Source organism: Vibrio sp. J383 (genome assembly GCF_023503985.1).
Taxonomy (GTDB): domain Bacteria; phylum Pseudomonadota; class Gammaproteobacteria; order Enterobacterales; family Vibrionaceae; genus Vibrio; species Vibrio splendidus.
Map to the genome: position 1 here is coordinate 2,155,707 of NZ_CP097293.1, position 22,756 is coordinate 2,178,462.

The 22,756-nt window shown below is 41.6% G+C and carries 37 protein-coding genes; 3 read left to right on the forward strand and 34 right to left on the reverse strand.

The genetic code is table 11. The annotated features are described in order from the left end of the window. Positions 1-1,080, reverse strand: coding sequence for a replication initiation factor domain-containing protein (locus tag M4S28_RS09870; RefSeq protein WP_192890635.1), 1,080 nt, complete (start codon positions 1,078-1,080; stop codon positions 1-3). A 151-nt stretch (positions 1,081-1,231) separates the two neighbouring features. On the opposite strand from M4S28_RS09870, the gene M4S28_RS09875 reads away from it, so the two are divergent. Then, positions 1,232-1,414 (forward strand): hypothetical protein, encoded by a 183-nt coding sequence (locus M4S28_RS09875; RefSeq protein WP_019822664.1) that lies wholly within the window; start codon positions 1,232-1,234, stop codon positions 1,412-1,414. A gap of 441 nt (positions 1,415-1,855) precedes the next feature. Here M4S28_RS09875 and M4S28_RS09880 read toward each other — a convergent pair whose 3' ends face one another. From M4S28_RS09880 to M4S28_RS09930, 11 genes are all read right to left on the reverse strand, one after another. Further along, positions 1,856-2,101, reverse strand: coding sequence for a hypothetical protein (locus M4S28_RS09880; protein WP_019824186.1), 246 nt, complete (start codon positions 2,099-2,101; stop codon positions 1,856-1,858). 111 nt (positions 2,102-2,212) lie between these two features. Then, positions 2,213-2,458, reverse strand: coding sequence for a hypothetical protein (locus M4S28_RS09885; protein WP_019824186.1), 246 nt, complete (start codon positions 2,456-2,458; stop codon positions 2,213-2,215). A 112-nt stretch (positions 2,459-2,570) separates the two neighbouring features. Continuing rightward, a complete protein-coding gene (locus tag M4S28_RS09890) occupies positions 2,571-2,783 on the reverse strand; it encodes a hypothetical protein (RefSeq protein ID WP_249631725.1) in 213 nt (70 codons plus the stop codon). A gap of 193 nt (positions 2,784-2,976) precedes the next feature. Further along, positions 2,977-4,116: a zonular occludens toxin domain-containing protein gene (locus tag M4S28_RS09895; RefSeq protein ID WP_249631726.1), complete on the reverse strand. Its 1,140-nt coding sequence runs from the start codon at positions 4,114-4,116 to the stop codon at positions 2,977-2,979. Beyond that, positions 4,113-4,427 (reverse strand): DUF2523 family protein, encoded by a 315-nt coding sequence (locus tag M4S28_RS09900; RefSeq protein ID WP_102467478.1) that lies wholly within the window; start codon positions 4,425-4,427, stop codon positions 4,113-4,115. The genes M4S28_RS09895 and M4S28_RS09900 overlap by 4 nt, the downstream gene beginning before the upstream one ends. A gap of 1 nt (position 4,428) precedes the next feature. Further along, on the reverse strand, positions 4,429-6,033 hold the full coding sequence (locus M4S28_RS09905; RefSeq protein ID WP_249631727.1) for a hypothetical protein: 1,605 nt from the start codon (positions 6,031-6,033) through the stop codon (positions 4,429-4,431). Positions 6,034-6,179: 146 nt separating this feature from the next. Then, positions 6,180-6,419, reverse strand: coding sequence for a phage coat protein (locus tag M4S28_RS09910; RefSeq protein ID WP_102467480.1), 240 nt, complete (start codon positions 6,417-6,419; stop codon positions 6,180-6,182). Positions 6,420-6,429: 10 nt separating this feature from the next. Then, on the reverse strand, positions 6,430-6,675 hold the full coding sequence (locus M4S28_RS09915) for a single-stranded DNA-binding protein (RefSeq protein ID WP_102467481.1): 246 nt from the start codon (positions 6,673-6,675) through the stop codon (positions 6,430-6,432). Positions 6,676-6,706: 31 nt separating this feature from the next. Beyond that, entirely contained in the window at positions 6,707-6,850 is a 144-nt protein-coding gene (locus tag M4S28_RS09920) for a hypothetical protein (RefSeq protein ID WP_249631728.1), read from the reverse strand. Positions 6,851-6,858: 8 nt separating this feature from the next. Further along, positions 6,859-7,191, reverse strand: coding sequence for a CTX-RstB family phage integration protein (locus M4S28_RS09925; RefSeq protein WP_249631729.1), 333 nt, complete (start codon positions 7,189-7,191; stop codon positions 6,859-6,861). 2 nt (positions 7,192-7,193) lie between these two features. Continuing rightward, entirely contained in the window at positions 7,194-8,273 is a 1,080-nt protein-coding gene (locus tag M4S28_RS09930; RefSeq protein WP_192890635.1) for a replication initiation factor domain-containing protein, read from the reverse strand. A gap of 151 nt (positions 8,274-8,424) precedes the next feature. Here M4S28_RS09930 and M4S28_RS09935 point away from each other — a divergent pair, with 151 nt between their 5' ends. Continuing rightward, the gene (locus M4S28_RS09935) at positions 8,425-8,607 is read left to right on the forward strand and encodes a hypothetical protein (protein ID WP_019822664.1); all 183 of its coding nucleotides are present in this window, start codon (positions 8,425-8,427) and stop codon (positions 8,605-8,607) included. Positions 8,608-9,048: 441 nt separating this feature from the next. On the opposite strand, the gene M4S28_RS09940 is transcribed toward M4S28_RS09935, so the two are convergent. The 11 genes from M4S28_RS09940 to M4S28_RS09990 all read right to left on the reverse strand — a co-directional run bounded on the left by M4S28_RS09940 (position 9,049) and on the right by M4S28_RS09990 (position 15,466). Next, positions 9,049-9,294 carry a hypothetical protein gene (locus tag M4S28_RS09940; protein WP_019824186.1) on the reverse strand — a complete coding sequence of 82 codons (246 nt, stop codon included), beginning with the start codon at positions 9,292-9,294 and terminating at the stop codon, positions 9,049-9,051. A gap of 111 nt (positions 9,295-9,405) precedes the next feature. Beyond that, on the reverse strand, positions 9,406-9,651 hold the full coding sequence (locus tag M4S28_RS09945; RefSeq protein WP_019824186.1) for a hypothetical protein: 246 nt from the start codon (positions 9,649-9,651) through the stop codon (positions 9,406-9,408). 112 nt (positions 9,652-9,763) lie between these two features. Further along, on the reverse strand, positions 9,764-9,976 hold the full coding sequence (locus tag M4S28_RS09950; RefSeq protein ID WP_249631725.1) for a hypothetical protein: 213 nt from the start codon (positions 9,974-9,976) through the stop codon (positions 9,764-9,766). A 193-nt stretch (positions 9,977-10,169) separates the two neighbouring features. After that, positions 10,170-11,309 carry a zonular occludens toxin domain-containing protein gene (locus tag M4S28_RS09955; protein ID WP_249631726.1) on the reverse strand — a complete coding sequence of 380 codons (1,140 nt, stop codon included), beginning with the start codon at positions 11,307-11,309 and terminating at the stop codon, positions 10,170-10,172. After that, positions 11,306-11,620, reverse strand: a complete 315-nt coding sequence (locus M4S28_RS09960; protein ID WP_102467478.1) for a DUF2523 family protein — start codon at positions 11,618-11,620, stop codon at positions 11,306-11,308. The genes M4S28_RS09955 and M4S28_RS09960 overlap by 4 nt, the downstream gene beginning before the upstream one ends. A 1-nt stretch (position 11,621) precedes the next feature. Continuing rightward, a complete protein-coding gene (locus M4S28_RS09965) occupies positions 11,622-13,226 on the reverse strand; it encodes a hypothetical protein (protein ID WP_249631727.1) in 1,605 nt (534 codons plus the stop codon). Positions 13,227-13,372: 146 nt separating this feature from the next. Further along, positions 13,373-13,612, reverse strand: coding sequence for a phage coat protein (locus M4S28_RS09970; protein WP_102467480.1), 240 nt, complete (start codon positions 13,610-13,612; stop codon positions 13,373-13,375). Positions 13,613-13,622: 10 nt separating this feature from the next. After that, positions 13,623-13,868, reverse strand: coding sequence for a single-stranded DNA-binding protein (locus tag M4S28_RS09975; protein ID WP_102467481.1), 246 nt, complete (start codon positions 13,866-13,868; stop codon positions 13,623-13,625). 31 nt (positions 13,869-13,899) lie between these two features. Next, positions 13,900-14,043 (reverse strand): hypothetical protein, encoded by a 144-nt coding sequence (locus M4S28_RS09980; protein WP_249631728.1) that lies wholly within the window; start codon positions 14,041-14,043, stop codon positions 13,900-13,902. Between the two features lie 8 nt (positions 14,044-14,051). Continuing rightward, a complete protein-coding gene (locus M4S28_RS09985) occupies positions 14,052-14,384 on the reverse strand; it encodes a CTX-RstB family phage integration protein (RefSeq protein ID WP_249631729.1) in 333 nt (110 codons plus the stop codon). A gap of 2 nt (positions 14,385-14,386) precedes the next feature. Next, positions 14,387-15,466 (reverse strand): replication initiation factor domain-containing protein, encoded by a 1,080-nt coding sequence (locus tag M4S28_RS09990; protein WP_192890635.1) that lies wholly within the window; start codon positions 15,464-15,466, stop codon positions 14,387-14,389. Between the two features lie 151 nt (positions 15,467-15,617). Between M4S28_RS09990 and M4S28_RS09995 the strand changes: the two genes are divergently transcribed. Then, positions 15,618-15,800 carry a hypothetical protein gene (locus M4S28_RS09995; protein WP_019822664.1) on the forward strand — a complete coding sequence of 61 codons (183 nt, stop codon included), beginning with the start codon at positions 15,618-15,620 and terminating at the stop codon, positions 15,798-15,800. Between the two features lie 441 nt (positions 15,801-16,241). Here M4S28_RS09995 and M4S28_RS10000 read toward each other — a convergent pair whose 3' ends face one another. From M4S28_RS10000 to M4S28_RS10050, 11 genes are all read right to left on the reverse strand, one after another. Then, positions 16,242-16,487, reverse strand: a complete 246-nt coding sequence (locus M4S28_RS10000) for a hypothetical protein (RefSeq protein WP_019824186.1) — start codon at positions 16,485-16,487, stop codon at positions 16,242-16,244. 111 nt (positions 16,488-16,598) lie between these two features. Next, on the reverse strand, positions 16,599-16,844 hold the full coding sequence (locus M4S28_RS10005) for a hypothetical protein (protein ID WP_019824186.1): 246 nt from the start codon (positions 16,842-16,844) through the stop codon (positions 16,599-16,601). Positions 16,845-16,956: 112 nt separating this feature from the next. Continuing rightward, entirely contained in the window at positions 16,957-17,169 is a 213-nt protein-coding gene (locus M4S28_RS10010; RefSeq protein WP_249631725.1) for a hypothetical protein, read from the reverse strand. 193 nt (positions 17,170-17,362) lie between these two features. Continuing rightward, positions 17,363-18,502: a zonular occludens toxin domain-containing protein gene (locus M4S28_RS10015; RefSeq protein WP_249631726.1), complete on the reverse strand. Its 1,140-nt coding sequence runs from the start codon at positions 18,500-18,502 to the stop codon at positions 17,363-17,365. Further along, complete coding sequence (locus M4S28_RS10020) at positions 18,499-18,813, reverse strand: DUF2523 family protein (RefSeq protein WP_102467478.1); 315 nt, start codon at positions 18,811-18,813, stop codon at positions 18,499-18,501. The genes M4S28_RS10015 and M4S28_RS10020 overlap by 4 nt, the downstream gene beginning before the upstream one ends. Position 18,814: 1 nt before the next feature. After that, on the reverse strand, positions 18,815-20,419 hold the full coding sequence (locus tag M4S28_RS10025) for a hypothetical protein (protein ID WP_249631727.1): 1,605 nt from the start codon (positions 20,417-20,419) through the stop codon (positions 18,815-18,817). 146 nt (positions 20,420-20,565) lie between these two features. Next, on the reverse strand, positions 20,566-20,805 hold the full coding sequence (locus M4S28_RS10030; protein ID WP_102467480.1) for a phage coat protein: 240 nt from the start codon (positions 20,803-20,805) through the stop codon (positions 20,566-20,568). Positions 20,806-20,815: 10 nt separating this feature from the next. Then, entirely contained in the window at positions 20,816-21,061 is a 246-nt protein-coding gene (locus M4S28_RS10035; RefSeq protein ID WP_102467481.1) for a single-stranded DNA-binding protein, read from the reverse strand. Positions 21,062-21,092: 31 nt separating this feature from the next. After that, a complete protein-coding gene (locus tag M4S28_RS10040; RefSeq protein WP_249631728.1) occupies positions 21,093-21,236 on the reverse strand; it encodes a hypothetical protein in 144 nt (47 codons plus the stop codon). An 8-nt stretch (positions 21,237-21,244) separates the two neighbouring features. Further along, entirely contained in the window at positions 21,245-21,577 is a 333-nt protein-coding gene (locus tag M4S28_RS10045) for a CTX-RstB family phage integration protein (RefSeq protein WP_249631729.1), read from the reverse strand. A 2-nt stretch (positions 21,578-21,579) separates the two neighbouring features. Next, positions 21,580-22,659 carry a replication initiation factor domain-containing protein gene (locus M4S28_RS10050; protein WP_192890635.1) on the reverse strand — a complete coding sequence of 360 codons (1,080 nt, stop codon included), beginning with the start codon at positions 22,657-22,659 and terminating at the stop codon, positions 21,580-21,582. Between the last annotated feature and the right edge of the window lie 97 nt (positions 22,660-22,756).

Below are 22,756 nucleotides of genomic sequence, written 5' to 3' on the forward strand. Positions count from 1 at the left end.
TTAACCGCCCGTTATTTCTTTGATTATTTTTTGATGAATATCAGGAAGACTGAACTCTGAATCCTGATGTTCACTAGATACGAGGAGACCGAAAACCTTTTCGATATCCCCATCAAAATACTTAGCTAAATCGGCAAGAGTTCGACCAACTTGACGACGCGCCCACTTCGCTCTTCCATGGATATCGAGAGCGATTGAAGACTTTTTTGTGATCACCTTTACAGGGCAAGAAGCCACTATCGAGGCCGAGAAATCACACAATCCTGCATAATGGCCGCTAATATCGAGCAGCACATCAATAGGGAAATCCTTAAGTTCGACCTCATTTCGGAACCAGTACATATCAAGACCTAATTGAGCAGCCTTGTTATAAATACGCCAGTAAACCCTAGATTGACGGCTACCAACTTCAAACGATTCATTAAGAACTCGACCATTGGCCTCTTTAAAAACACGTTCGCCAGCAGCTGGAGTTCTACCTCTAGAGCTAGTTCTAAACGCATCATCTGAATAAGCTTTCCTTGCATAGTCACGACCAAAAAGGCCATGAAAATCATCAACAGCTAAATCAACACGCGAAAGCTTCGAGCAATCAAGAAGCTGTAACCACCAATGCAAGCGAAACAAAGATGTATGTTCAACAAGAGAGCGACACCCTACTCCTTCAAGCTGTATGTAACAGGTGTCACGGTTACCACCGAGAGCGACAAAACCAACGTGTTGACGAGAATGTTTAGGCGTTAAATGACAAGAATTCTCATAACCATTAAGACCTTTATCGCGCCAAGGTGACATTTTCAAACCAAGAACGTGAAGACAAAAAACCTCCAAACGGTCAAGCATGGCAACACGCCATTTAGATCGATAAAGATCCTCTAATTTTGCTTTGCGATTAGGACAACGAACACGCTGATATGTTGGTTTTGGTAGCGGTGCCCAGCAAGGATTAGACAAATCTGACTTGTGAGCATGACGAAGTGATGAGTACGGAAACGAAAAAGCAAGGTAATCAACAAAAACAAAAGGCGAAGCCTCAGTGTCGATTTGTAATTCCTCTGCTGTGAAGATCTTCTTTTTCATAACTAGCCCAAAACCCTAACCCTGTGCGAACATGTATACATGTGATTTCTGGTAAAACTAACCCCAAAGTACCCATGTATGCAAGTACAATTGAGAAAAAAATACAACTGCATACTAAAATACATGGATAACATCACAAACTGAGGTGCATATGACACAAAAATACACATCGCTAAGAGTTAAAGAAGAAAACAAAATGAAACTGGAAAGAGTGGCGATAGATATCAGCTATGAAACAAAGGAATCTGTAAAGTGGACGGATGTGGCAAATTATCTATTTGAGAATTACCTACAAGAAGCAAAAGCAGACATGATCCATAAAAAAAGAGATTAGAAAACTTAACCACATGGTACTGGAGGGAACTAAGGTAGACTCGCTACGCTCAAACACTGGCGCGTTACACTTGCGAATACACGGTGAAGGCTGACAGTTCCGTGGAATTTACCCCCGTAATACTAGACGGGGGTTTTCGCTCCGCGCCATGTTGGGGCCCTCCCGGCGAAACGGGCCCCTCCCAACATTTGGTGCTCACGAAAACAAAACGGCTAGGAATTAAGAGGAGGTATGTCATTTTTTAACATACTGGTATGTCATGCAATGACAAACTCGAAATGTTAGTGCAGGTATTATGCGTAGTTATGTTACGGGCTATCACTAGCAAGCGATTCTCGTTCCTAACATGTACGGCCAGCCGACAATGAGTAAGTCTCTCGCCCACCCTTGCCGCGTTCTAGGCAAAGCAAACCCTCAACATAACTCTACTAATAATACGCACTAAGAGCTAATTTGTTTAAGACCGTCTAAGGCGTCCAGATAACCAGAAACGGCCTTACCATTACGATACAGCTTATCTCTAAGCTGCTCATTCTTGCGAACCTCTGATAAGTAAAGCTCTCGATACTTCAAAGCCTCATAACCGCCCTTGATTAGTGCCTTACTCATTGTAGACGTGTTGGTTTGGTCTTTTAGGTCTGAAAGCATTTTCTCATGCTCTGTTGTGTCTCGAATTGTAATTGCCATCATTTTTCCTTTCTGCAGAAATTGCCTGGTTTAATTATGATAGCAAAATAATAAATCGAGTCCAGGAGCCGGTGCGCGTTTTGATAGCAAACATAAAAACCATAATACGCACTAAGAGCTAATTTGTTTAAGACCGTCTAAGGCATCCAGATAACCAGAAACGGCCTTACCATTACGATACAGCTTATCTCTAAGCTGCTCATTCTTGCGAACCTCTGATAAGTAAAGCTCTCGATACTTCAAAGCCTCATAACCGCCCTTGATTAAAGCCTTACTCATTGTAGACGTGTTGGTTTGGTCTTTTAGGTCTGAAAGCATTTTCTCATGCTCTGTTGTGTCTCGAATTGTAATTGCCATCATTTTTCCTTTCTGCAGAAATTACCTAGTTTGATTATGGTAGCAAAATAAGAACTCGAGTCCAGGAACCGGTGCGTGTTTTGATAGCAAACATAAAAATCATAATACGCACTTAACGAGAAACCTTAGCCCTAGCTCTGCGTTCACTAATATCAGTGTAAATAGGCTTTTCAACAAATGACCTAAACCGACTAATGGTTCGACAAGCAATAAAAGCCAGCAAATCATAAAAAAACAAAGCACCTAGAACACCAATAAAACCATAGATAGCAAAAGCCTCAGCAATCGCCTCTACCTGTTCAGCCGTCAACACAATACTTTCCATACGCTTTAAAACCTCCAGTAAAACTATAACCACCAATCGACACTCAACGAAGCCTGCCCAAATTTAAAGAGCGCCTAGCAAGATGAAGGGGTTTCGTTTTACTCTCCATCATTGCTACGCTTCGCTGCTTATCGCTCATCAGGCGAAACCGACCCCTTAACATGATCATGTTCGCTTATCCCTGCGGGGCTTGTTATATGCTAATTGGTAACGCCTCGCTAAATAAATCAGGCTTGTTATCTTTGGGAACTTCACCACAAGTGATAATGCGCTCTGAATTTTCCCAAGCAACTTGATAGACACAATCAGACAACACCTTAAACTGATAACCAATTTCTTGAAGTCCTATCTGGTCTAAGCTAAACAGCTTCCGATTCTTGTCGTACACATCGATATAAATCTTATAGAACGACAAGTCGTTATCGATACGATTGCTAGAACGATGCCTGATATAGGCTATCTGCTTTGCATACCCAGTAACGAAAAACTTAAAACCATCTAATGGCCCGAACCAATCCGAATTGTTTTTTGCTTTTTTAACTGGCGTTCCTTCAGGCACAGTTTGAACAGCTGGCGTTCCTACCGCTTCAGCAGTCTGCACTTGCTCAGGTATGTCATTTTCTTCCTTATCTGAAAATGACCAAACCAACATGCTGACACCAACAATTAAAAATAGGACTGAACCGATAACAGGCCAACGCTTCCAAAGAGGAACAATATCCGCGGCCATAGCTTCAGTCACACTGCTATTAGATGCGGTATGACTTTTGTAAAAAGGAAAATAGGCTTGTTCGTATTTACGAATACTCGTATTAACAACATCACCATTGGCACCAGAACGCACTTTTCTTGTGTATGTACTATTCGAACCTAAAGCGGTGTTCTTAGCACAGTAGTAAGTCACCTCAATCATGTCTTTAATATCGCGGTGTATCTTCCTTAAATTCTGAGTCACCAGAATGATATCAACACCATAATGACGGTGAAGCGAATACCATTCGAGTATCTCAGTGTTTAAGTTCTTATTAGGCAAAGTCATGTGCGCCTCATCGACGACATATAATGGCCCCTGCCCTTTATCATTGCGCCATTCATCATTGTAATCAGCCACCTTACTGAATGGCCTTTCCATTGAACCAAAATCGTTAAGCTTGCCATCAATAACGACAATCAAATCTCTAACTTCTTCACCAAGAACAGCAACAAAATGGTCTATCTGCAAAGGTAGATTTGTGATCACCTTTCTCCCTTCTTTTAAAGCGGGAAGAACCTGGTACGCAACCGCTTCATAACTTTTGCCGCCCCCTGGACGACCGACTATCCCGTAAATCATGAGCCTAACCTCGTGAATGGAATCAGCTGAAGAAGAAGACGCGCAACCAATGACGCTAAGATAATAGAAAGACCTTGAGGAAGACCAATCGCAGAAAGCACCCAAGAAACCTCGCTAGGAATAGCGGTTAAGTATTGAGATATGTCCATAGGTTCGAAGAAAGCGAACACCCAATCTAAAAGTGACTGACACAGTGACAATATTTCATCTAACGCCCAGATAAACACATCTTTAATCATGTCCACTAAGCTAATAATCAAGCGGTATAGGAACTCAATAAGCTTATTAAATAAATCAACTATCCAATCCATGTTAGCCCCCTAAGATGTTTTTACGTGCCGTAGCAATGGCAGTGAAAATAAGACAAAAACGAACGAATCCAAATATCCAATCAAGATTGAGATAATCCTCGATGCTGTAATCACCAAAATCTAAAACAGGAATAGTAAAACTAGGACGTTTGGCATTAGATAAATCAAGGTTTCCGAAGGTGTTAACAAACCCGTCGAGTACGTTAGTCTTGATGGATTCAAAATGCGCATTGGCAACACCAGAAAGCCCGTCAGGATAACCGGACGTATAAAAACCCGTACAAGTATCAGTCTCGATACACGAACCCGAAGTACCCGCAGAGCTAGTATCAACCTTAGTCAAAGCATCAAGAGAGCCTTCAATTTTTTCTAACGATTCGCCAACATCAGAAAAGCCAGTATTAACGGCATTTACTGTATTTTTACCATTAGTATTAACGGCATCGACCGTTGTTGCGGTTCCTGTTTTGACGGCAACCTCAACACCTTGAATTAGTTGCTTAGTATTATTGTAAATATCGATATTGGTTTGAGCTAAATCCCTTGTAGCGTTCGAATTATTAACGACGTTTTTATTTAACCTATCAAGCTCGGTTTGTATTCTTGCTTGAGATTTGTTTATGTCGATATTTAAATCGTTCAGAGCTTGATTAACGTTGCTATTCATAGACGTTACAGCCTTAACAATATCGCCATTAGAATCAGGTGTTAACTCAGGCTCAGTAACTTCAGGAGGAGGCGTGACGGGTTCCCATGTTGCAGGTTCACCACTGGCATCAGGAATATTCCCACCATGACTGACATCACCATCAGGCTCAGTAGGTTCTACAGGGTTGGTAGGTTTATCTTTATCAAAAGAACCTAAACGACAAGAAAACTTACCACTAGAATCATGATCACAAATGGCCTTATCATCATAAGGTGCATCAGGGTTAGGTTTACCATCCCCATCGGTATCTTCACGGCATACAAAAGCGGAGTCTACGTAAGGTTTAGTGCAACCCTCCCAAGGGTCTTCGAGGTCTTCAGGCTCTGGAGGCGTCCCCCCATCACAGGAGCCGTAATAAGAACAATCAGCGTAATCTTCAGGATTACCAACACAATCTTTACCCGTATAAAAAGAGTCCTTAATCATTGAACCACCAGAGGCACGATAACCAGACAAAACTTCACATTTATTTGAAATATCGCAAGATAACCTAGAAGAACCCAAAGATTGACCATCATCAGGAACGGGGCCTTGAGGAAAGGGAGCATCTTGACCTTGCAAGTCAGGACAATTCTCATTAGGTGGACAAGACTGAGTAATGGGATCCCAAATACTGCCGTTTTCACAGGTTAAATCATCATTAGCAGCACCCCAACGAGCGGTAACAGTACCCTCAAGACTCTTCCAGCAAACCTTATCGCCACAAAAGTAAGGCTTGTTATCATCCCAAGTCCAATTATCCTTGAGAGAGTAATTATGTTCAAAAGCAGGCAACAAACCGGGTTTATCAGAAGAAAGGGCCCAAGAACCGCCAACATCAACAGCATAACTAGGAGAGTTAGAATAAACGTTGACAGAGAAGCCGAACAAAAATAAAACCAAAAACAAAGACCTCATATTAGTCTCCGAATTAAATAAATAAAAAAAGGGAGCCGAAGCCCCCTAACCTTTCATATTTTGAGCCGCTATAAATGCTGCTAGACCGCCCAAAAGAGTAAAAACTATGAGTTGGAGGTCATGCAGAACTAATAGCATGTTCGCTCCTAAATCTTGTTAACGGTACGCTTACCAAGACCAATAGTTTTAAGCGCCATTGCAATACCAATAATCACAACACCAGCACCAACAACTTTTGTAGTCGTACCCGTCAAATCGATTGCAGCCCAGATATCATCTGCACCTTCAGCGCGAGCACCTGCCGATGCCATAAGAAGAAGTGAACCAACAGCAGCTTGAGTTTTAACTTTGCCTGCGAACTTACGAGCTTTATTCATGTATTTCATGATGTTTTCCTTAAATTAGCCTAATGACTTTTAATGCGGCTTTAATGCCATATGTTTGGAGAAAGCCAAATACAAAAACAAGTGCGAAACCACCTGAAAAGTAAGTAGCCATCTCCGACGAAGTTATTTGTGTATATGCCATAAAGTAATCGTATTCTTGAGCACTCAACATGACGTAACCAGAACAAGAAGATACTTCAAGCTCAGGAACGACAGCTAAGAAACCGTCCGAATTGGGAATGGCGCATACAGGCATAACTAATCCTTAATTTATCGAGAGAATTGATTCAGTTTGAGAGCACTTGTTTGAAGTCATAAAGCGCACTAATCGCAGCAGCATGAGCAGGACGGTTATCTGAGTCCGAATTCATACGTTTTGTTAGCAACTCTATTCTTTCATCTAGCAAACGCATCACCTCATCAATATCCATTAGACGACCTACTTCTTATGAAGATCATCAAAAAGTGATTTGATAACGGTATAACCAGTAATAAAGTTTTGTTCTGGATTTTCTGGATTAGGCTCAGTTTGAACCTCAGCGAGAACAGGAAAAGCGGTAGACTCGAATTGCTTCAGAATCTCATCAGAAACAACGAAAGTCATAGAGCCACCATCTTCACCAACATCAAAACCAAAGGTCGAACAGCTACCCTTATCAGTTGACCAAGCGCGTGGTTTTTTACCGTAGAAAATATCTGCAATTTCGTAAGGCTTGCCAGTTTTTCCCGAGATACCTTTAGAGTGCGAAGCACCAAGTAGAACTAATTTCATTTTTAACCGCCCGTTATTTCTTTGATTATTTTTTGATGAATATCAGGAAGACTGAACTCTGAATCCTGATGTTCACTAGATACGAGGAGACCGAAAACCTTTTCGATATCCCCATCAAAATACTTAGCTAAATCGGCAAGAGTTCGACCAACTTGACGACGCGCCCACTTCGCTCTTCCATGGATATCGAGAGCGATTGAAGACTTTTTTGTGATCACCTTTACAGGGCAAGAAGCCACTATCGAGGCCGAGAAATCACACAATCCTGCATAATGGCCGCTAATATCGAGCAGCACATCAATAGGGAAATCCTTAAGTTCGACCTCATTTCGGAACCAGTACATATCAAGACCTAATTGAGCAGCCTTGTTATAAATACGCCAGTAAACCCTAGATTGACGGCTACCAACTTCAAACGATTCATTAAGAACTCGACCATTGGCCTCTTTAAAAACACGTTCGCCAGCAGCTGGAGTTCTACCTCTAGAGCTAGTTCTAAACGCATCATCTGAATAAGCTTTCCTTGCATAGTCACGACCAAAAAGGCCATGAAAATCATCAACAGCTAAATCAACACGCGAAAGCTTCGAGCAATCAAGAAGCTGTAACCACCAATGCAAGCGAAACAAAGATGTATGTTCAACAAGAGAGCGACACCCTACTCCTTCAAGCTGTATGTAACAGGTGTCACGGTTACCACCGAGAGCGACAAAACCAACGTGTTGACGAGAATGTTTAGGCGTTAAATGACAAGAATTCTCATAACCATTAAGACCTTTATCGCGCCAAGGTGACATTTTCAAACCAAGAACGTGAAGACAAAAAACCTCCAAACGGTCAAGCATGGCAACACGCCATTTAGATCGATAAAGATCCTCTAATTTTGCTTTGCGATTAGGACAACGAACACGCTGATATGTTGGTTTTGGTAGCGGTGCCCAGCAAGGATTAGACAAATCTGACTTGTGAGCATGACGAAGTGATGAGTACGGAAACGAAAAAGCAAGGTAATCAACAAAAACAAAAGGCGAAGCCTCAGTGTCGATTTGTAATTCCTCTGCTGTGAAGATCTTCTTTTTCATAACTAGCCCAAAACCCTAACCCTGTGCGAACATGTATACATGTGATTTCTGGTAAAACTAACCCCAAAGTACCCATGTATGCAAGTACAATTGAGAAAAAAATACAACTGCATACTAAAATACATGGATAACATCACAAACTGAGGTGCATATGACACAAAAATACACATCGCTAAGAGTTAAAGAAGAAAACAAAATGAAACTGGAAAGAGTGGCGATAGATATCAGCTATGAAACAAAGGAATCTGTAAAGTGGACGGATGTGGCAAATTATCTATTTGAGAATTACCTACAAGAAGCAAAAGCAGACATGATCCATAAAAAAAGAGATTAGAAAACTTAACCACATGGTACTGGAGGGAACTAAGGTAGACTCGCTACGCTCAAACACTGGCGCGTTACACTTGCGAATACACGGTGAAGGCTGACAGTTCCGTGGAATTTACCCCCGTAATACTAGACGGGGGTTTTCGCTCCGCGCCATGTTGGGGCCCTCCCGGCGAAACGGGCCCCTCCCAACATTTGGTGCTCACGAAAACAAAACGGCTAGGAATTAAGAGGAGGTATGTCATTTTTTAACATACTGGTATGTCATGCAATGACAAACTCGAAATGTTAGTGCAGGTATTATGCGTAGTTATGTTACGGGCTATCACTAGCAAGCGATTCTCGTTCCTAACATGTACGGCCAGCCGACAATGAGTAAGTCTCTCGCCCACCCTTGCCGCGTTCTAGGCAAAGCAAACCCTCAACATAACTCTACTAATAATACGCACTAAGAGCTAATTTGTTTAAGACCGTCTAAGGCGTCCAGATAACCAGAAACGGCCTTACCATTACGATACAGCTTATCTCTAAGCTGCTCATTCTTGCGAACCTCTGATAAGTAAAGCTCTCGATACTTCAAAGCCTCATAACCGCCCTTGATTAGTGCCTTACTCATTGTAGACGTGTTGGTTTGGTCTTTTAGGTCTGAAAGCATTTTCTCATGCTCTGTTGTGTCTCGAATTGTAATTGCCATCATTTTTCCTTTCTGCAGAAATTGCCTGGTTTAATTATGATAGCAAAATAATAAATCGAGTCCAGGAGCCGGTGCGCGTTTTGATAGCAAACATAAAAACCATAATACGCACTAAGAGCTAATTTGTTTAAGACCGTCTAAGGCATCCAGATAACCAGAAACGGCCTTACCATTACGATACAGCTTATCTCTAAGCTGCTCATTCTTGCGAACCTCTGATAAGTAAAGCTCTCGATACTTCAAAGCCTCATAACCGCCCTTGATTAAAGCCTTACTCATTGTAGACGTGTTGGTTTGGTCTTTTAGGTCTGAAAGCATTTTCTCATGCTCTGTTGTGTCTCGAATTGTAATTGCCATCATTTTTCCTTTCTGCAGAAATTACCTAGTTTGATTATGGTAGCAAAATAAGAACTCGAGTCCAGGAACCGGTGCGTGTTTTGATAGCAAACATAAAAATCATAATACGCACTTAACGAGAAACCTTAGCCCTAGCTCTGCGTTCACTAATATCAGTGTAAATAGGCTTTTCAACAAATGACCTAAACCGACTAATGGTTCGACAAGCAATAAAAGCCAGCAAATCATAAAAAAACAAAGCACCTAGAACACCAATAAAACCATAGATAGCAAAAGCCTCAGCAATCGCCTCTACCTGTTCAGCCGTCAACACAATACTTTCCATACGCTTTAAAACCTCCAGTAAAACTATAACCACCAATCGACACTCAACGAAGCCTGCCCAAATTTAAAGAGCGCCTAGCAAGATGAAGGGGTTTCGTTTTACTCTCCATCATTGCTACGCTTCGCTGCTTATCGCTCATCAGGCGAAACCGACCCCTTAACATGATCATGTTCGCTTATCCCTGCGGGGCTTGTTATATGCTAATTGGTAACGCCTCGCTAAATAAATCAGGCTTGTTATCTTTGGGAACTTCACCACAAGTGATAATGCGCTCTGAATTTTCCCAAGCAACTTGATAGACACAATCAGACAACACCTTAAACTGATAACCAATTTCTTGAAGTCCTATCTGGTCTAAGCTAAACAGCTTCCGATTCTTGTCGTACACATCGATATAAATCTTATAGAACGACAAGTCGTTATCGATACGATTGCTAGAACGATGCCTGATATAGGCTATCTGCTTTGCATACCCAGTAACGAAAAACTTAAAACCATCTAATGGCCCGAACCAATCCGAATTGTTTTTTGCTTTTTTAACTGGCGTTCCTTCAGGCACAGTTTGAACAGCTGGCGTTCCTACCGCTTCAGCAGTCTGCACTTGCTCAGGTATGTCATTTTCTTCCTTATCTGAAAATGACCAAACCAACATGCTGACACCAACAATTAAAAATAGGACTGAACCGATAACAGGCCAACGCTTCCAAAGAGGAACAATATCCGCGGCCATAGCTTCAGTCACACTGCTATTAGATGCGGTATGACTTTTGTAAAAAGGAAAATAGGCTTGTTCGTATTTACGAATACTCGTATTAACAACATCACCATTGGCACCAGAACGCACTTTTCTTGTGTATGTACTATTCGAACCTAAAGCGGTGTTCTTAGCACAGTAGTAAGTCACCTCAATCATGTCTTTAATATCGCGGTGTATCTTCCTTAAATTCTGAGTCACCAGAATGATATCAACACCATAATGACGGTGAAGCGAATACCATTCGAGTATCTCAGTGTTTAAGTTCTTATTAGGCAAAGTCATGTGCGCCTCATCGACGACATATAATGGCCCCTGCCCTTTATCATTGCGCCATTCATCATTGTAATCAGCCACCTTACTGAATGGCCTTTCCATTGAACCAAAATCGTTAAGCTTGCCATCAATAACGACAATCAAATCTCTAACTTCTTCACCAAGAACAGCAACAAAATGGTCTATCTGCAAAGGTAGATTTGTGATCACCTTTCTCCCTTCTTTTAAAGCGGGAAGAACCTGGTACGCAACCGCTTCATAACTTTTGCCGCCCCCTGGACGACCGACTATCCCGTAAATCATGAGCCTAACCTCGTGAATGGAATCAGCTGAAGAAGAAGACGCGCAACCAATGACGCTAAGATAATAGAAAGACCTTGAGGAAGACCAATCGCAGAAAGCACCCAAGAAACCTCGCTAGGAATAGCGGTTAAGTATTGAGATATGTCCATAGGTTCGAAGAAAGCGAACACCCAATCTAAAAGTGACTGACACAGTGACAATATTTCATCTAACGCCCAGATAAACACATCTTTAATCATGTCCACTAAGCTAATAATCAAGCGGTATAGGAACTCAATAAGCTTATTAAATAAATCAACTATCCAATCCATGTTAGCCCCCTAAGATGTTTTTACGTGCCGTAGCAATGGCAGTGAAAATAAGACAAAAACGAACGAATCCAAATATCCAATCAAGATTGAGATAATCCTCGATGCTGTAATCACCAAAATCTAAAACAGGAATAGTAAAACTAGGACGTTTGGCATTAGATAAATCAAGGTTTCCGAAGGTGTTAACAAACCCGTCGAGTACGTTAGTCTTGATGGATTCAAAATGCGCATTGGCAACACCAGAAAGCCCGTCAGGATAACCGGACGTATAAAAACCCGTACAAGTATCAGTCTCGATACACGAACCCGAAGTACCCGCAGAGCTAGTATCAACCTTAGTCAAAGCATCAAGAGAGCCTTCAATTTTTTCTAACGATTCGCCAACATCAGAAAAGCCAGTATTAACGGCATTTACTGTATTTTTACCATTAGTATTAACGGCATCGACCGTTGTTGCGGTTCCTGTTTTGACGGCAACCTCAACACCTTGAATTAGTTGCTTAGTATTATTGTAAATATCGATATTGGTTTGAGCTAAATCCCTTGTAGCGTTCGAATTATTAACGACGTTTTTATTTAACCTATCAAGCTCGGTTTGTATTCTTGCTTGAGATTTGTTTATGTCGATATTTAAATCGTTCAGAGCTTGATTAACGTTGCTATTCATAGACGTTACAGCCTTAACAATATCGCCATTAGAATCAGGTGTTAACTCAGGCTCAGTAACTTCAGGAGGAGGCGTGACGGGTTCCCATGTTGCAGGTTCACCACTGGCATCAGGAATATTCCCACCATGACTGACATCACCATCAGGCTCAGTAGGTTCTACAGGGTTGGTAGGTTTATCTTTATCAAAAGAACCTAAACGACAAGAAAACTTACCACTAGAATCATGATCACAAATGGCCTTATCATCATAAGGTGCATCAGGGTTAGGTTTACCATCCCCATCGGTATCTTCACGGCATACAAAAGCGGAGTCTACGTAAGGTTTAGTGCAACCCTCCCAAGGGTCTTCGAGGTCTTCAGGCTCTGGAGGCGTCCCCCCATCACAGGAGCCGTAATAAGAACAATCAGCGTAATCTTCAGGATTACCAACACAATCTTTACCCGTATAAAAAGAGTCCTTAATCATTGAACCACCAGAGGCACGATAACCAGACAAAACTTCACATTTATTTGAAATATCGCAAGATAACCTAGAAGAACCCAAAGATTGACCATCATCAGGAACGGGGCCTTGAGGAAAGGGAGCATCTTGACCTTGCAAGTCAGGACAATTCTCATTAGGTGGACAAGACTGAGTAATGGGATCCCAAATACTGCCGTTTTCACAGGTTAAATCATCATTAGCAGCACCCCAACGAGCGGTAACAGTACCCTCAAGACTCTTCCAGCAAACCTTATCGCCACAAAAGTAAGGCTTGTTATCATCCCAAGTCCAATTATCCTTGAGAGAGTAATTATGTTCAAAAGCAGGCAACAAACCGGGTTTATCAGAAGAAAGGGCCCAAGAACCGCCAACATCAACAGCATAACTAGGAGAGTTAGAATAAACGTTGACAGAGAAGCCGAACAAAAATAAAACCAAAAACAAAGACCTCATATTAGTCTCCGAATTAAATAAATAAAAAAAGGGAGCCGAAGCCCCCTAACCTTTCATATTTTGAGCCGCTATAAATGCTGCTAGACCGCCCAAAAGAGTAAAAACTATGAGTTGGAGGTCATGCAGAACTAATAGCATGTTCGCTCCTAAATCTTGTTAACGGTACGCTTACCAAGACCAATAGTTTTAAGCGCCATTGCAATACCAATAATCACAACACCAGCACCAACAACTTTTGTAGTCGTACCCGTCAAATCGATTGCAGCCCAGATATCATCTGCACCTTCAGCGCGAGCACCTGCCGATGCCATAAGAAGAAGTGAACCAACAGCAGCTTGAGTTTTAACTTTGCCTGCGAACTTACGAGCTTTATTCATGTATTTCATGATGTTTTCCTTAAATTAGCCTAATGACTTTTAATGCGGCTTTAATGCCATATGTTTGGAGAAAGCCAAATACAAAAACAAGTGCGAAACCACCTGAAAAGTAAGTAGCCATCTCCGACGAAGTTATTTGTGTATATGCCATAAAGTAATCGTATTCTTGAGCACTCAACATGACGTAACCAGAACAAGAAGATACTTCAAGCTCAGGAACGACAGCTAAGAAACCGTCCGAATTGGGAATGGCGCATACAGGCATAACTAATCCTTAATTTATCGAGAGAATTGATTCAGTTTGAGAGCACTTGTTTGAAGTCATAAAGCGCACTAATCGCAGCAGCATGAGCAGGACGGTTATCTGAGTCCGAATTCATACGTTTTGTTAGCAACTCTATTCTTTCATCTAGCAAACGCATCACCTCATCAATATCCATTAGACGACCTACTTCTTATGAAGATCATCAAAAAGTGATTTGATAACGGTATAACCAGTAATAAAGTTTTGTTCTGGATTTTCTGGATTAGGCTCAGTTTGAACCTCAGCGAGAACAGGAAAAGCGGTAGACTCGAATTGCTTCAGAATCTCATCAGAAACAACGAAAGTCATAGAGCCACCATCTTCACCAACATCAAAACCAAAGGTCGAACAGCTACCCTTATCAGTTGACCAAGCGCGTGGTTTTTTACCGTAGAAAATATCTGCAATTTCGTAAGGCTTGCCAGTTTTTCCCGAGATACCTTTAGAGTGCGAAGCACCAAGTAGAACTAATTTCATTTTTAACCGCCCGTTATTTCTTTGATTATTTTTTGATGAATATCAGGAAGACTGAACTCTGAATCCTGATGTTCACTAGATACGAGGAGACCGAAAACCTTTTCGATATCCCCATCAAAATACTTAGCTAAATCGGCAAGAGTTCGACCAACTTGACGACGCGCCCACTTCGCTCTTCCATGGATATCGAGAGCGATTGAAGACTTTTTTGTGATCACCTTTACAGGGCAAGAAGCCACTATCGAGGCCGAGAAATCACACAATCCTGCATAATGGCCGCTAATATCGAGCAGCACATCAATAGGGAAATCCTTAAGTTCGACCTCATTTCGGAACCAGTACATATCAAGACCTAATTGAGCAGCCTTGTTATAAATACGCCAGTAAACCCTAGATTGACGGCTACCAACTTCAAACGATTCATTAAGAACTCGACCATTGGCCTCTTTAAAAACACGTTCGCCAGCAGCTGGAGTTCTACCTCTAGAGCTAGTTCTAAACGCATCATCTGAATAAGCTTTCCTTGCATAGTCACGACCAAAAAGGCCATGAAAATCATCAACAGCTAAATCAACACGCGAAAGCTTCGAGCAATCAAGAAGCTGTAACCACCAATGCAAGCGAAACAAAGATGTATGTTCAACAAGAGAGCGACACCCTACTCCTTCAAGCTGTATGTAACAGGTGTCACGGTTACCACCGAGAGCGACAAAACCAACGTGTTGACGAGAATGTTTAGGCGTTAAATGACAAGAATTCTCATAACCATTAAGACCTTTATCGCGCCAAGGTGACATTTTCAAACCAAGAACGTGAAGACAAAAAACCTCCAAACGGTCAAGCATGGCAACACGCCATTTAGATCGATAAAGATCCTCTAATTTTGCTTTGCGATTAGGACAACGAACACGCTGATATGTTGGTTTTGGTAGCGGTGCCCAGCAAGGATTAGACAAATCTGACTTGTGAGCATGACGAAGTGATGAGTACGGAAACGAAAAAGCAAGGTAATCAACAAAAACAAAAGGCGAAGCCTCAGTGTCGATTTGTAATTCCTCTGCTGTGAAGATCTTCTTTTTCATAACTAGCCCAAAACCCTAACCCTGTGCGAACATGTATACATGTGATTTCTGGTAAAACTAACCCCAAAGTACCCATGTATGCAAGTACAATTGAGAAAAAAATACAACTGCATACTAAAATACATGGATAACATCACAAACTGAGGTGCATATGACACAAAAATACACATCGCTAAGAGTTAAAGAAGAAAACAAAATGAAACTGGAAAGAGTGGCGATAGATATCAGCTATGAAACAAAGGAATCTGTAAAGTGGACGGATGTGGCAAATTATCTATTTGAGAATTACCTACAAGAAGCAAAAGCAGACATGATCCATAAAAAAAGAGATTAGAAAACTTAACCACATGGTACTGGAGGGAACTAAGGTAGACTCGCTACGCTCAAACACTGGCGCGTTACACTTGCGAATACACGGTGAAGGCTGACAGTTCCGTGGAATTTACCCCCGTAATACTAGACGGGGGTTTTCGCTCCGCGCCATGTTGGGGCCCTCCCGGCGAAACGGGCCCCTCCCAACATTTGGTGCTCACGAAAACAAAACGGCTAGGAATTAAGAGGAGGTATGTCATTTTTTAACATACTGGTATGTCATGCAATGACAAACTCGAAATGTTAGTGCAGGTATTATGCGTAGTTATGTTACGGGCTATCACTAGCAAGCGATTCTCGTTCCTAACATGTACGGCCAGCCGACAATGAGTAAGTCTCTCGCCCACCCTTGCCGCGTTCTAGGCAAAGCAAACCCTCAACATAACTCTACTAATAATACGCACTAAGAGCTAATTTGTTTAAGACCGTCTAAGGCGTCCAGATAACCAGAAACGGCCTTACCATTACGATACAGCTTATCTCTAAGCTGCTCATTCTTGCGAACCTCTGATAAGTAAAGCTCTCGATACTTCAAAGCCTCATAACCGCCCTTGATTAGTGCCTTACTCATTGTAGACGTGTTGGTTTGGTCTTTTAGGTCTGAAAGCATTTTCTCATGCTCTGTTGTGTCTCGAATTGTAATTGCCATCATTTTTCCTTTCTGCAGAAATTGCCTGGTTTAATTATGATAGCAAAATAATAAATCGAGTCCAGGAGCCGGTGCGCGTTTTGATAGCAAACATAAAAACCATAATACGCACTAAGAGCTAATTTGTTTAAGACCGTCTAAGGCATCCAGATAACCAGAAACGGCCTTACCATTACGATACAGCTTATCTCTAAGCTGCTCATTCTTGCGAACCTCTGATAAGTAAAGCTCTCGATACTTCAAAGCCTCATAACCGCCCTTGATTAAAGCCTTACTCATTGTAGACGTGTTGGTTTGGTCTTTTAGGTCTGAAAGCATTTTCTCATGCTCTGTTGTGTCTCGAATTGTAATTGCCATCATTTTTCCTTTCTGCAGAAATTACCTAGTTTGATTATGGTAGCAAAATAAGAACTCGAGTCCAGGAACCGGTGCGTGTTTTGATAGCAAACATAAAAATCATAATACGCACTTAACGAGAAACCTTAGCCCTAGCTCTGCGTTCACTAATATCAGTGTAAATAGGCTTTTCAACAAATGACCTAAACCGACTAATGGTTCGACAAGCAATAAAAGCCAGCAAATCATAAAAAAACAAAGCACCTAGAACACCAATAAAACCATAGATAGCAAAAGCCTCAGCAATCGCCTCTACCTGTTCAGCCGTCAACACAATACTTTCCATACGCTTTAAAACCTCCAGTAAAACTATAACCACCAATCGACACTCAACGAAGCCTGCCCAAATTTAAAGAGCGCCTAGCAAGATGAAGGGGTTTCGTTTTACTCTCCATCATTGCTACGCTTCGCTGCTTATCGCTCATCAGGCGAAACCGACCCCTTAACATGATCATGTTCGCTTATCCCTGCGGGGCTTGTTATATGCTAATTGGTAACGCCTCGCTAAATAAATCAGGCTTGTTATCTTTGGGAACTTCACCACAAGTGATAATGCGCTCTGAATTTTCCCAAGCAACTTGATAGACACAATCAGACAACACCTTAAACTGATAACCAATTTCTTGAAGTCCTATCTGGTCTAAGCTAAACAGCTTCCGATTCTTGTCGTACACATCGATATAAATCTTATAGAACGACAAGTCGTTATCGATACGATTGCTAGAACGATGCCTGATATAGGCTATCTGCTTTGCATACCCAGTAACGAAAAACTTAAAACCATCTAATGGCCCGAACCAATCCGAATTGTTTTTTGCTTTTTTAACTGGCGTTCCTTCAGGCACAGTTTGAACAGCTGGCGTTCCTACCGCTTCAGCAGTCTGCACTTGCTCAGGTATGTCATTTTCTTCCTTATCTGAAAATGACCAAACCAACATGCTGACACCAACAATTAAAAATAGGACTGAACCGATAACAGGCCAACGCTTCCAAAGAGGAACAATATCCGCGGCCATAGCTTCAGTCACACTGCTATTAGATGCGGTATGACTTTTGTAAAAAGGAAAATAGGCTTGTTCGTATTTACGAATACTCGTATTAACAACATCACCATTGGCACCAGAACGCACTTTTCTTGTGTATGTACTATTCGAACCTAAAGCGGTGTTCTTAGCACAGTAGTAAGTCACCTCAATCATGTCTTTAATATCGCGGTGTATCTTCCTTAAATTCTGAGTCACCAGAATGATATCAACACCATAATGACGGTGAAGCGAATACCATTCGAGTATCTCAGTGTTTAAGTTCTTATTAGGCAAAGTCATGTGCGCCTCATCGACGACATATAATGGCCCCTGCCCTTTATCATTGCGCCATTCATCATTGTAATCAGCCACCTTACTGAATGGCCTTTCCATTGAACCAAAATCGTTAAGCTTGCCATCAATAACGACAATCAAATCTCTAACTTCTTCACCAAGAACAGCAACAAAATGGTCTATCTGCAAAGGTAGATTTGTGATCACCTTTCTCCCTTCTTTTAAAGCGGGAAGAACCTGGTACGCAACCGCTTCATAACTTTTGCCGCCCCCTGGACGACCGACTATCCCGTAAATCATGAGCCTAACCTCGTGAATGGAATCAGCTGAAGAAGAAGACGCGCAACCAATGACGCTAAGATAATAGAAAGACCTTGAGGAAGACCAATCGCAGAAAGCACCCAAGAAACCTCGCTAGGAATAGCGGTTAAGTATTGAGATATGTCCATAGGTTCGAAGAAAGCGAACACCCAATCTAAAAGTGACTGACACAGTGACAATATTTCATCTAACGCCCAGATAAACACATCTTTAATCATGTCCACTAAGCTAATAATCAAGCGGTATAGGAACTCAATAAGCTTATTAAATAAATCAACTATCCAATCCATGTTAGCCCCCTAAGATGTTTTTACGTGCCGTAGCAATGGCAGTGAAAATAAGACAAAAACGAACGAATCCAAATATCCAATCAAGATTGAGATAATCCTCGATGCTGTAATCACCAAAATCTAAAACAGGAATAGTAAAACTAGGACGTTTGGCATTAGATAAATCAAGGTTTCCGAAGGTGTTAACAAACCCGTCGAGTACGTTAGTCTTGATGGATTCAAAATGCGCATTGGCAACACCAGAAAGCCCGTCAGGATAACCGGACGTATAAAAACCCGTACAAGTATCAGTCTCGATACACGAACCCGAAGTACCCGCAGAGCTAGTATCAACCTTAGTCAAAGCATCAAGAGAGCCTTCAATTTTTTCTAACGATTCGCCAACATCAGAAAAGCCAGTATTAACGGCATTTACTGTATTTTTACCATTAGTATTAACGGCATCGACCGTTGTTGCGGTTCCTGTTTTGACGGCAACCTCAACACCTTGAATTAGTTGCTTAGTATTATTGTAAATATCGATATTGGTTTGAGCTAAATCCCTTGTAGCGTTCGAATTATTAACGACGTTTTTATTTAACCTATCAAGCTCGGTTTGTATTCTTGCTTGAGATTTGTTTATGTCGATATTTAAATCGTTCAGAGCTTGATTAACGTTGCTATTCATAGACGTTACAGCCTTAACAATATCGCCATTAGAATCAGGTGTTAACTCAGGCTCAGTAACTTCAGGAGGAGGCGTGACGGGTTCCCATGTTGCAGGTTCACCACTGGCATCAGGAATATTCCCACCATGACTGACATCACCATCAGGCTCAGTAGGTTCTACAGGGTTGGTAGGTTTATCTTTATCAAAAGAACCTAAACGACAAGAAAACTTACCACTAGAATCATGATCACAAATGGCCTTATCATCATAAGGTGCATCAGGGTTAGGTTTACCATCCCCATCGGTATCTTCACGGCATACAAAAGCGGAGTCTACGTAAGGTTTAGTGCAACCCTCCCAAGGGTCTTCGAGGTCTTCAGGCTCTGGAGGCGTCCCCCCATCACAGGAGCCGTAATAAGAACAATCAGCGTAATCTTCAGGATTACCAACACAATCTTTACCCGTATAAAAAGAGTCCTTAATCATTGAACCACCAGAGGCACGATAACCAGACAAAACTTCACATTTATTTGAAATATCGCAAGATAACCTAGAAGAACCCAAAGATTGACCATCATCAGGAACGGGGCCTTGAGGAAAGGGAGCATCTTGACCTTGCAAGTCAGGACAATTCTCATTAGGTGGACAAGACTGAGTAATGGGATCCCAAATACTGCCGTTTTCACAGGTTAAATCATCATTAGCAGCACCCCAACGAGCGGTAACAGTACCCTCAAGACTCTTCCAGCAAACCTTATCGCCACAAAAGTAAGGCTTGTTATCATCCCAAGTCCAATTATCCTTGAGAGAGTAATTATGTTCAAAAGCAGGCAACAAACCGGGTTTATCAGAAGAAAGGGCCCAAGAACCGCCAACATCAACAGCATAACTAGGAGAGTTAGAATAAACGTTGACAGAGAAGCCGAACAAAAATAAAACCAAAAACAAAGACCTCATATTAGTCTCCGAATTAAATAAATAAAAAAAGGGAGCCGAAGCCCCCTAACCTTTCATATTTTGAGCCGCTATAAATGCTGCTAGACCGCCCAAAAGAGTAAAAACTATGAGTTGGAGGTCATGCAGAACTAATAGCATGTTCGCTCCTAAATCTTGTTAACGGTACGCTTACCAAGACCAATAGTTTTAAGCGCCATTGCAATACCAATAATCACAACACCAGCACCAACAACTTTTGTAGTCGTACCCGTCAAATCGATTGCAGCCCAGATATCATCTGCACCTTCAGCGCGAGCACCTGCCGATGCCATAAGAAGAAGTGAACCAACAGCAGCTTGAGTTTTAACTTTGCCTGCGAACTTACGAGCTTTATTCATGTATTTCATGATGTTTTCCTTAAATTAGCCTAATGACTTTTAATGCGGCTTTAATGCCATATGTTTGGAGAAAGCCAAATACAAAAACAAGTGCGAAACCACCTGAAAAGTAAGTAGCCATCTCCGACGAAGTTATTTGTGTATATGCCATAAAGTAATCGTATTCTTGAGCACTCAACATGACGTAACCAGAACAAGAAGATACTTCAAGCTCAGGAACGACAGCTAAGAAACCGTCCGAATTGGGAATGGCGCATACAGGCATAACTAATCCTTAATTTATCGAGAGAATTGATTCAGTTTGAGAGCACTTGTTTGAAGTCATAAAGCGCACTAATCGCAGCAGCATGAGCAGGACGGTTATCTGAGTCCGAATTCATACGTTTTGTTAGCAACTCTATTCTTTCATCTAGCAAACGCATCACCTCATCAATATCCATTAGACGACCTACTTCTTATGAAGATCATCAAAAAGTGATTTGATAACGGTATAACCAGTAATAAAGTTTTGTTCTGGATTTTCTGGATTAGGCTCAGTTTGAACCTCAGCGAGAACAGGAAAAGCGGTAGACTCGAATTGCTTCAGAATCTCATCAGAAACAACGAAAGTCATAGAGCCACCATCTTCACCAACATCAAAACCAAAGGTCGAACAGCTACCCTTATCAGTTGACCAAGCGCGTGGTTTTTTACCGTAGAAAATATCTGCAATTTCGTAAGGCTTGCCAGTTTTTCCCGAGATACCTTTAGAGTGCGAAGCACCAAGTAGAACTAATTTCATTTTTAACCGCCCGTTATTTCTTTGATTATTTTTTGATGAATATCAGGAAGACTGAACTCTGAATCCTGATGTTCACTAGATACGAGGAGACCGAAAACCTTTTCGATATCCCCATCAAAATACTTAGCTAAATCGGCAAGAGTTCGACCAACTTGACGACGCGCCCACTTCGCTCTTCCATGGATATCGAGAGCGATTGAAGACTTTTTTGTGATCACCTTTACAGGGCAAGAAGCCACTATCGAGGCCGAGAAATCACACAATCCTGCATAATGGCCGCTAATATCGAGCAGCACATCAATAGGGAAATCCTTAAGTTCGACCTCATTTCGGAACCAGTACATATCAAGACCTAATTGAGCAGCCTTGTTATAAATACGCCAGTAAACCCTAGATTGACGGCTACCAACTTCAAACGATTCATTAAGAACTCGACCATTGGCCTCTTTAAAAACACGTTCGCCAGCAGCTGGAGTTCTACCTCTAGAGCTAGTTCTAAACGCATCATCTGAATAAGCTTTCCTTGCATAGTCACGACCAAAAAGGCCATGAAAATCATCAACAGCTAAATCAACACGCGAAAGCTTCGAGCAATCAAGAAGCTGTAACCACCAATGCAAGCGAAACAAAGATGTATGTTCAACAAGAGAGCGACACCCTACTCCTTCAAGCTGTATGTAACAGGTGTCACGGTTACCACCGAGAGCGACAAAACCAACGTGTTGACGAGAATGTTTAGGCGTTAAATGACAAGAATTCTCATAACCATTAAGACCTTTATCGCGCCAAGGTGACATTTTCAAACCAAGAACGTGAAGACAAAAAACCTCCAAACGGTCAAGCATGGCAACACGCCATTTAGATCGATAAAGATCCTCTAATTTTGCTTTGCGATTAGGACAACGAACACGCTGATATGTTGGTTTTGGTAGCGGTGCCCAGCAAGGATTAGACAAATCTGACTTGTGAGCATGACGAAGTGATGAGTACGGAAACGAAAAAGCAAGGTAATCAACAAAAACAAAAGGCGAAGCCTCAGTGTCGATTTGTAATTCCTCTGCTGTGAAGATCTTCTTTTTCATAACTAGCCCAAAACCCTAACCCTGTGCGAACATGTATACATGTGATTTCTGGTAAAACTAACCCCAAAGTACCCATGTATGCAAGTACAATTGAGAA